Origin of the sequence: Streptomyces sp. NPDC058872 (assembly GCF_042743065.1) — a bacterium.
GTDB lineage: Bacteria > Actinomycetota > Actinomycetes > Streptomycetales > Streptomycetaceae > Streptomyces.
Map to the genome: position 1 here is coordinate 1 of NZ_JBHYMK010000122.1, position 6,801 is coordinate 6,801.

At 70.8% G+C, this 6,801-nt stretch carries 9 protein-coding genes; 2 read left to right on the forward strand and 7 right to left on the reverse strand.

Features of this window, described 5'->3' with window-relative positions; genetic code table 11:
* Positions 1-68 precede the first annotated feature (68 nt).
* Genes ACFW22_RS35420 through ACFW22_RS35430 form a run of 3 tightly spaced genes read right to left on the reverse strand, consistent with a single transcriptional unit; the run spans position 69 to position 1,928 of the window.
* Positions 69-830: a DUF3710 domain-containing protein gene (locus ACFW22_RS35420; RefSeq protein ID WP_386412832.1), complete on the reverse strand. Its 762-nt coding sequence runs from the start codon at positions 828-830 to the stop codon at positions 69-71.
* Between the two features lies 1 nt (position 831).
* Positions 832-1,344: a dUTP diphosphatase gene (gene dut, locus ACFW22_RS35425; protein ID WP_386412835.1), complete on the reverse strand. Its 513-nt coding sequence runs from the start codon at positions 1,342-1,344 to the stop codon at positions 832-834.
* On the reverse strand, positions 1,344-1,928 hold the full coding sequence (locus tag ACFW22_RS35430) for a PaaI family thioesterase (protein WP_386412838.1): 585 nt from the start codon (positions 1,926-1,928) through the stop codon (positions 1,344-1,346). Before ACFW22_RS35430 ends, dut begins: the two co-directional genes overlap by 1 nt.
* Before the next feature lie 58 nt (positions 1,929-1,986).
* Between ACFW22_RS35430 and ACFW22_RS35435 the strand changes: the two genes are divergently transcribed.
* Entirely contained in the window at positions 1,987-2,481 is a 495-nt protein-coding gene (locus ACFW22_RS35435; protein ID WP_386412841.1) for a DUF3093 domain-containing protein, read from the forward strand.
* A 16-nt stretch (positions 2,482-2,497) separates the two neighbouring features.
* Here ACFW22_RS35435 and ACFW22_RS35440 read toward each other — a convergent pair whose 3' ends face one another.
* The 4 genes from ACFW22_RS35440 to ACFW22_RS35455 form a co-directional block, all read right to left on the reverse strand.
* Entirely contained in the window at positions 2,498-3,520 is a 1,023-nt protein-coding gene (locus ACFW22_RS35440) for a hypothetical protein (protein ID WP_386412844.1), read from the reverse strand.
* Between the two features lie 12 nt (positions 3,521-3,532).
* On the reverse strand, positions 3,533-3,829 hold the full coding sequence (locus ACFW22_RS35445; protein WP_003955561.1) for a DUF4193 domain-containing protein: 297 nt from the start codon (positions 3,827-3,829) through the stop codon (positions 3,533-3,535).
* 395 nt (positions 3,830-4,224) lie between these two features.
* Entirely contained in the window at positions 4,225-5,472 is a 1,248-nt protein-coding gene (locus ACFW22_RS35450; RefSeq protein WP_386412846.1) for a sensor histidine kinase, read from the reverse strand.
* Positions 5,473-5,476: 4 nt separating this feature from the next.
* Positions 5,477-6,130, reverse strand: coding sequence for a response regulator transcription factor (locus tag ACFW22_RS35455; protein ID WP_386412848.1), 654 nt, complete (start codon positions 6,128-6,130; stop codon positions 5,477-5,479).
* Positions 6,131-6,527: 397 nt separating this feature from the next.
* Here ACFW22_RS35455 and ACFW22_RS35460 point away from each other — a divergent pair, with 397 nt between their 5' ends.
* Positions 6,528-6,701, forward strand: a complete 174-nt coding sequence (locus ACFW22_RS35460; protein ID WP_386412850.1) for a hypothetical protein — start codon at positions 6,528-6,530, stop codon at positions 6,699-6,701.
* Positions 6,702-6,801: the final 100 nt, after the last annotated feature.

The following is a 6,801-nucleotide window of genomic DNA, read 5'->3' on the forward strand; positions in this document are numbered from 1 at the left end:
GTGCGGGAAACGGCCCACCGGCCTTCGTCTGGATTGTGTCGGGTCGCCGGGGCGACCCGACCCGGGTACTAGCGGATCTCGGAGATCTCCGGGCCGCGCTGCAGTTGCCCCATGCCACCGGAGAAGCGGGAGTTCTCCGGCTCCTCCTGCTGCACGCCGTCCGGCACCATCTGGGCGTCGTTCGGCAGCTTGAGGACGATCGGATCGCGCGGGGCCATCGGGCCGTCGCCGCGGACGACCACGGTGTCCCGGACGATCTGCTCCAGGAGGCCGGCCGCCTCGGGCTGGACCGCGCCCTGCCCGGAGATCACTCCGCGCAGGAACCAGCGGGGGCCGTCGACTCCCACGAAGCGGACCAGCTGCACGCCGCGGTTGCCGTCCGGCAACTGCACCGGCACCTGGGCGCGGAGCTCCCAGCCCAGCGGGCCCTCGACCTCGTCGATGGCACCGCCCTGCTGGATGATGCCGGTCGCGATCTCGTCGCGGACCTCGCCCCAGATGCCCTCGTTCTTGGGTGCGGCGAAGGCCTGCAGCTGTACGGCGCTGTCGCGCAGGACGACCGTGGCCGCGACGATCGCGTCGCCCGCCACCTCGACCCGCAGCTCCATGCCTTCGATTCCGGGCACGAAGATCCCGCCGAGGTCGACGCGACCCTCTTCGGGCTTGGTGACCTCGGAGATGTCCCAGGGCCCTTCGGGCCGGGGCGCCGGCGGAAGGTTCGCGCGACGCGGCGCCTCGGCCGCGTCCTCGTCCTCCACCGCGTCGACGACCTGCTCGGCCTCGCCCGCCGCGTCTTCGGCGGCACCGCTCTTCTTGCGACGTCCGAACACGTCACTGTCCTTCCCGGTCGGATACGACCGAAGCGTATCGATTCCCACCCGTTGTGCCGTCCACGGCGGCGTGACCGCCGGTGGACCCGAAGCCCCCCTCGGCCCGCGCCGAACCGGGGAGCTCCACAACCTCATGGAAGCGCACCTTCTCGACCTGCTGGACGACGAGTTGGGCAATCCGATCAAATCGCTCGAACCGCACGCTCTCGCGCGGATCGAGGTTGACCACGATCACCTTGATCTCTCCACGGTACCCGGCATCCACCGTCCCCGGGGCATTCACGAGCGCCACTCCACAACGGGCGGCGAGACCGGAGCGCGGGTGCACGAAGGCCGCGTACCCGTCCGGCAGGGCGATGGAGACCCCGGTGGGGAGCACGGCGCGCTCCCCCGGGGCCAGCACGGCGGCCTCGGTGGTGACGAGGTCGGCTCCCGCGTCGCCGGGGTGCCCATAGGCCGGAATCGGCACTTCCGGGTCTACCTTGCGGATCAGTACGTCGACGGGGTTGCGCATCAGGGGTTCACCTCGAAGGCGCGGGCGCGCCGGACCTGGTCGGGGTCGGACATGGCCGCCTGGATCTCCTCCGGGCGACCGTTATCGATGAAGTGGTCGACCTTGACCTCGATGAAGAGGGCATCGGCACGGACGGCGACGGGACCCTCGGGCCCGCCGATCCGACCGACCGCGGTCGAGTAGATCTTGCGGCCGTGCACGGCGGTGACCTCGGCCTCCAGGTGGAGCACGGTGCCGACCGGGACGGGCCGGAGGAAATCCGTCTCCAGGCGTCCGGTCACGGCGATGACCCGCAGCAGCCAGTTCAGGGAGCCGAGGGTCTCGTCGAGCGCGGTGGCGAGCACGCCGCCGTGCGCGAGGCCGGGGGCGCCCTGGTGGTCGGGGGTGACCGTGAACTCTGCGGTGACGGTGACGCCCTCGCCCGCACGCGCCTCCAGGTGAAGGCCGTGGGACTGTCCGCCGCCGCACCCGAAGCAGTACTCGTAGTGGGAGCCGAGCAGCTCGCCGGAGGCCGGCGCGTCGGGATGGCGTACCGGCGGTATGGCGTCGGCCGGCGGGGTGAGGGCGGCAGATGTTGCAGTCACAGCCGCAGACCTTACCCGCGCGGATGGGCGCAGGTCGCGCCGTGCCAAGCTTGGACCCATGCAGCCTTCCGTACCGTCCCAGGCCCCCTCCCCCGCGTCCTCCGCCGCGCCGCGCTTCGACGAGAGGCTGACGGCGCCCGGATCGTGGTGGGTGATCGTCGGGCTGCTCGGCCTCTCCGGCGGCCTGATCATGTTCCCGCTGGGGACGGTCCCCATGCTGGGCGGCCTGATCGCGGCGGCGGTGCTCGCCGGGGTGGCGGTCTCCTCGTACGGCTCCGCCCGGATCCGGGTGGTCGCCGGTTCGCTGGTGGCGGGCGACGCCCGGATCCCGGTCTCGGCGCTGGGGGCGGTCGAGGTGCTCGACGCGGAGGAGGCACGCGCCTGGCGCACCCACAAGGCGGACCCCCGTGCGTTCATGCTGATGCGCAGCTACGTGCCGCGGGCGGTTCGGATCGAGGTGACCGACCCGACCGATCCGACGCCGTACCTGTACCTGTCGAGCCGCGAGCCGGAGGTGCTGGTCGCGGCCCTCACCGCGGAGGGGACCCGCTGAGCGACGCCCACCCGGGCTAGGGGCCCAGCGGCTCGGGGTCCTGGGGCTGCTCGAGCGGGGGGAGCTCGGGGAGCGCGTCCCAGGGGACCTGCCGAGCGCGGAGGTCCTTGCGGATGTGCGCGGCGAGCTTCTTGGTGTCCCGGCGGTTCATGACGGCGCCGACGGCGGCCCCCACCATGAAGGGCACCAGGTTGGGCACGTTGCGGACCATGCGCCGCATGATCTGCTGGCGGAGTTCGCGCTTGAGCTGTCCGCCGAGTGCCGCGTTGACCGTGGTCGGCCGGGAGGGCTCGATGCCCCGCTCCTCGGTCCAGGAGGTCAGGTAGGCCGTCGACCGCTGGGTGAGGCGACCGGGGGGCCGCAGTCCGTAGACCTCGTGGAGTTCGGCGATGAGTTTGAGCTCCACGGCGGCGACGCCGGTGATCTCGGCCGCCAGCTCGGCCGGCATGGCCGGGGGGACGGGGAGCATGGCGGCGGCGCCGATGCCCGCGCCGATGGTCGAGCTCGCGTTCGCCGCGCCCGCGACGAGCTTGTCGGCGAGCTCCTCGGGGCCGAGTCCGGGGAATTGTCTGCGCAGGGTCGCCAGGTCGCGGACGGGGATCCGCGGGGCGAGGTAGATGAGCCGGTCGGCGAGGTGCCCGATGCCTGCTTTGGCACTGTTGCCGCCGCGCTGCACACCGCGCCGGACCACGTCGATCCGCTCGGAGTCGATCCTGATCCGGTCGAGCTGGGCCCGCGCGGGGTTGGCCAGCTTCTTGAGGGAACCGAAGCGCCCGCGCTGCTGCGCTGCGGCCCCTTCCGGCTCCGCGGGGAGCGGTGCCGGACCTGCCTCTGCCGCCTCGTCGAGCACTGCTTCGAGCGAGGCCGGGAGGCCTCGCTCGTCGTCACGTGCGCCGGGGGAGGGCAGGGAGGCGATGTGCCCGGGCTCGGCTTCAGGGGCCCCCTGGGCACCCTCTACCGGGCCTGAGCGGCCCTTGTACGCCTCCGACCTCCTGGGGAGTCCGAGGCGTCGCTTCCGGGACGGTATGTCGCCTGCCACGGCCGGGCGATCTCAGTCGCAGTCGCGGCAGATCGGCTGACCGTTCTTCTCCCGAGCCAATTGGCTGCGGTGGTGCACGAGGAAGCAGCTCATGCAGGTGAATTCGTCGGCCTGCTTGGGCAGGACCCGGACGGCCAGCTCCTCGTTCGAGAGGTCGGCGCCGGGAAGCTCCAGGCCTTCGGCGGCCTCGAACTCGTCGACGTCGACGGTCGAGGTGGACTTGTCGTTCCGGCGGGCCTTCAGTTCCTCAAGGCTGTCCGAATCGACGTCGTCGTCGGTCTTGCGTGGGGTGTCGTAATCCGTTGCCATGTCGCTCTCCCCCTCTGGGTGGTTGCGGTGTCTCCAGCGCACGTAACGCGTGAGAGGTCGGACTTGTGCCCGACCTGAGGCGGAGATTTTGCCTCACATCAAGGTCTGTTACTCAATCGACACCCGTCGCGCCCTCTCACGAGTGATCGGCTTCGGGTGGCGAACCGGACCGTACACGGCCCTCGGGGCAGCCCTCACAGGTGCCACCCCGTGTACTTCCCGTCATTCCATGCCTCGGAAACCCGGACTTTTCCTGGCTTTCCGAGGGATTTTTCGATCACGGAGAGTGGAGGGCCGGGCACCTTCTCCTGTGATCGATCACACATGGACGTCTCAGGATCGGGGCCTCGGAATTCCGCGCAAAGCGAACGGAACCGGTCGGCGCGTGCAGTGTGTCAGATCGGAAGGGTGACGCGCATCACGAGTCCGCCGCCCTCGCGCGGCTCCGCGATGATACGGCCGCCGTGGGCCCGGGCCACGGACCGGGCGATCGACAGGCCGAGCCCGACCCCCTTGTCGCTGCCGGTCCGCTCCTGCCGGAGCCTCCGAAACGGCTCGAAGAGGTTGTCGATCTCGTAGGCGGGGACCACCGGGCCGGTGTTCGACACGACCAGGACCGCCTGGCCGTCCTTGGCCTCGGTGGTGACCTCCACCCAGCCGCCCTCGGTGCCCTGTGGCACGTTGTAGCGCACGGCGTTCTGCAACAGATTCAACGCGATCCGTTCGAGGAGCACCCCGTTGCCCTGCACCACGGCCGGCTCGCAGGCGCTGCGGATCTCCAGGCCCTTGGCCCCGGCCTCGGCGTGCACCTGGTCGACGCCCCGCTCGGCCACCTCGGCCAGGTCCACCGGCTTGCGCTCGACGATCTGGTTGTCGCTCCGGGCCAACAGCAACAACCCCTCGACCAGCTGCTCGCTGCGCTCGTTGGTGGCCAGCAGGGTCTTGCCCAGCTGCTGGAGCTCCACCGGCGCCCCGGGGTCCGAGAGGTGGACCTCCAGCAGGGTGCGGTTGATCGCGAGCGGGGTCCGCAGTTCGTGCGAGGCGTTCGCCACGAACCGCTGCTGCGCGCTGAAGGCCCGCTCCAGCCGGTCCAGCATCTCGTCGAAGGTGTCGGCGAGCTCCTTGAGCTCGTCGTCCGGGCCGTCCAGCTCGATCCGCCGGGACAGATCCGAACCGGCCACCTGCCGGGCGGTCCGGGTGATCCGCCCCAACGGGGAGAGCACCCGACCCGCCATCGCGTAACCGAAGGCGAAGGCGATGATGCTCAACCCGAGCAGGGCGAACAGCGACCGGCGCAACAGATCGTCCAGAGCCAGGTCGCTCTGGTGCCGCAGGCAGACCGTGACGGCGTCGTTGAGCTGGTCCCCGGTGAAGGTCTCGGGCAGTCGGCACCAGGAGGTGGTGGGCTGGATCGTGCCGCTGAGGACCTTGAAGGGCAGCTGGGAGGTGCTGTCGGTGAGCGCCTGGGCGGTGAAGAGATAGATGATCGAGAGCAGCAGGATGCCGGCGATCAGGAACATCCCGCCGTACAGCAGGGTGAGCCGTATCCGGATCGTCGGCCGCAGCAGCGGCCGGACGGGGTCCCGGGGGTCCCAGGTCGGCTTCGGGGGCACCTGGGGGTGCGGAGCGGGCGTGGTGGTCATCGGATCAGATCCGGTACCCGGAGCCGGGCACGGTGACGATGACCGGCGGCTCACCGAGCTTCCGCCGCAGGGTCATGACGGTGACGCGCACGACGTTGGTGAAGGGATCGGTGTTCTCGTCCCACGCCTTCTCCAGGAGCTGCTCGGCCGAGACGACCGCCCCCTCGCTGCGCATCAGGACCTCCAGCACGGCGAACTCCTTGGGTGCGAGTTGGACCTCCCGGCCCTCGCGGAAGACCTCGCGGCGGTTCGGGTCGAGCTTGATGCCGGCGCGCTCCAGGACGGGTGGGAGCGGCGCGGTGGTGCGGCGGCCGAGGGCGCGCACGCGCGCGGTGAGCTCGGTGAAGGCGAAGGGCTTGGGCAGATAGTCGTCCGCCCCGAGCTCCAGGCCCTCGACGCGGTCGCTGACGTCTCCGGAGGCGGTGAGCATCAGGACCCGGGTGGGCATGCCGAGCTCGACGATCTTGCGGCAGACGTCGTCGCCGTGGACGAGCGGGAGGTCACGGTCGAGAACGACGACGTCGTAGTCGTTGACCCCGACGCGTTCCAGGGCCGCGGCGCCGTCGTACACGACGTCGACGGCCATGGCCTCCCGGCGCAGTCCGGTGGCCACCGCATCGGCGAGCAGCTGCTCGTCTTCGACGACGAGTACGCGCACGTCGAACATCCTTCCCGTTTGAGCCGCTGTCCGGGATGGGACCGGCTGGAACCTGAGCACTGACTGTGCGTGTCCATCCTGCCCCGTACGCGCGTAAACCGGAGGTAAGACGGGGTGCGGGCCGGGCGGGCGGCGAGCGGGTGCGCGAGGTGGTGCGGGCGGGGCGCACAGCGGGATCCGAGGGGGCGCGAAGAGAGGCGCGAAGAATTCATCTGATTCCCGGGCCAGTTGAGGTTTCCCTGAGGAAGGCCATGGGGAGGACGACTGCACACCCCGTGATCACGCCCTGTATGTGGCGCGCCACCTACCGCTCTCTGTCCCCCAGAGTTCGCAGTGCGTGATCCACCCACCCTCGGCACACCCCCGTGCCACCGGACCCACGAGGAGGGGGCGCACGATGGACGCTTTCACCGCAGGACTGCTGCAGCGCATCAGGACCACGCAGACGGACCTCACGCGGGCCCGTGAGACGGGCGACGACTACCTGGCGGAGGTGGAGCAGGCGGAGCTTGACGACCTGCACCGGCTGGCCGCCGAGCACGGCGTGGAGGTAGCCGCGCCGGGCGTCTGACCCGTTCCACCCGTCCGATCCGCCGTGGGGCGGCGGTGCACGTCCCGGCCGCCCCACGGACGTGTGGGAGCCCCGGCACCGGTTGCGGTGCCGGGGCTCC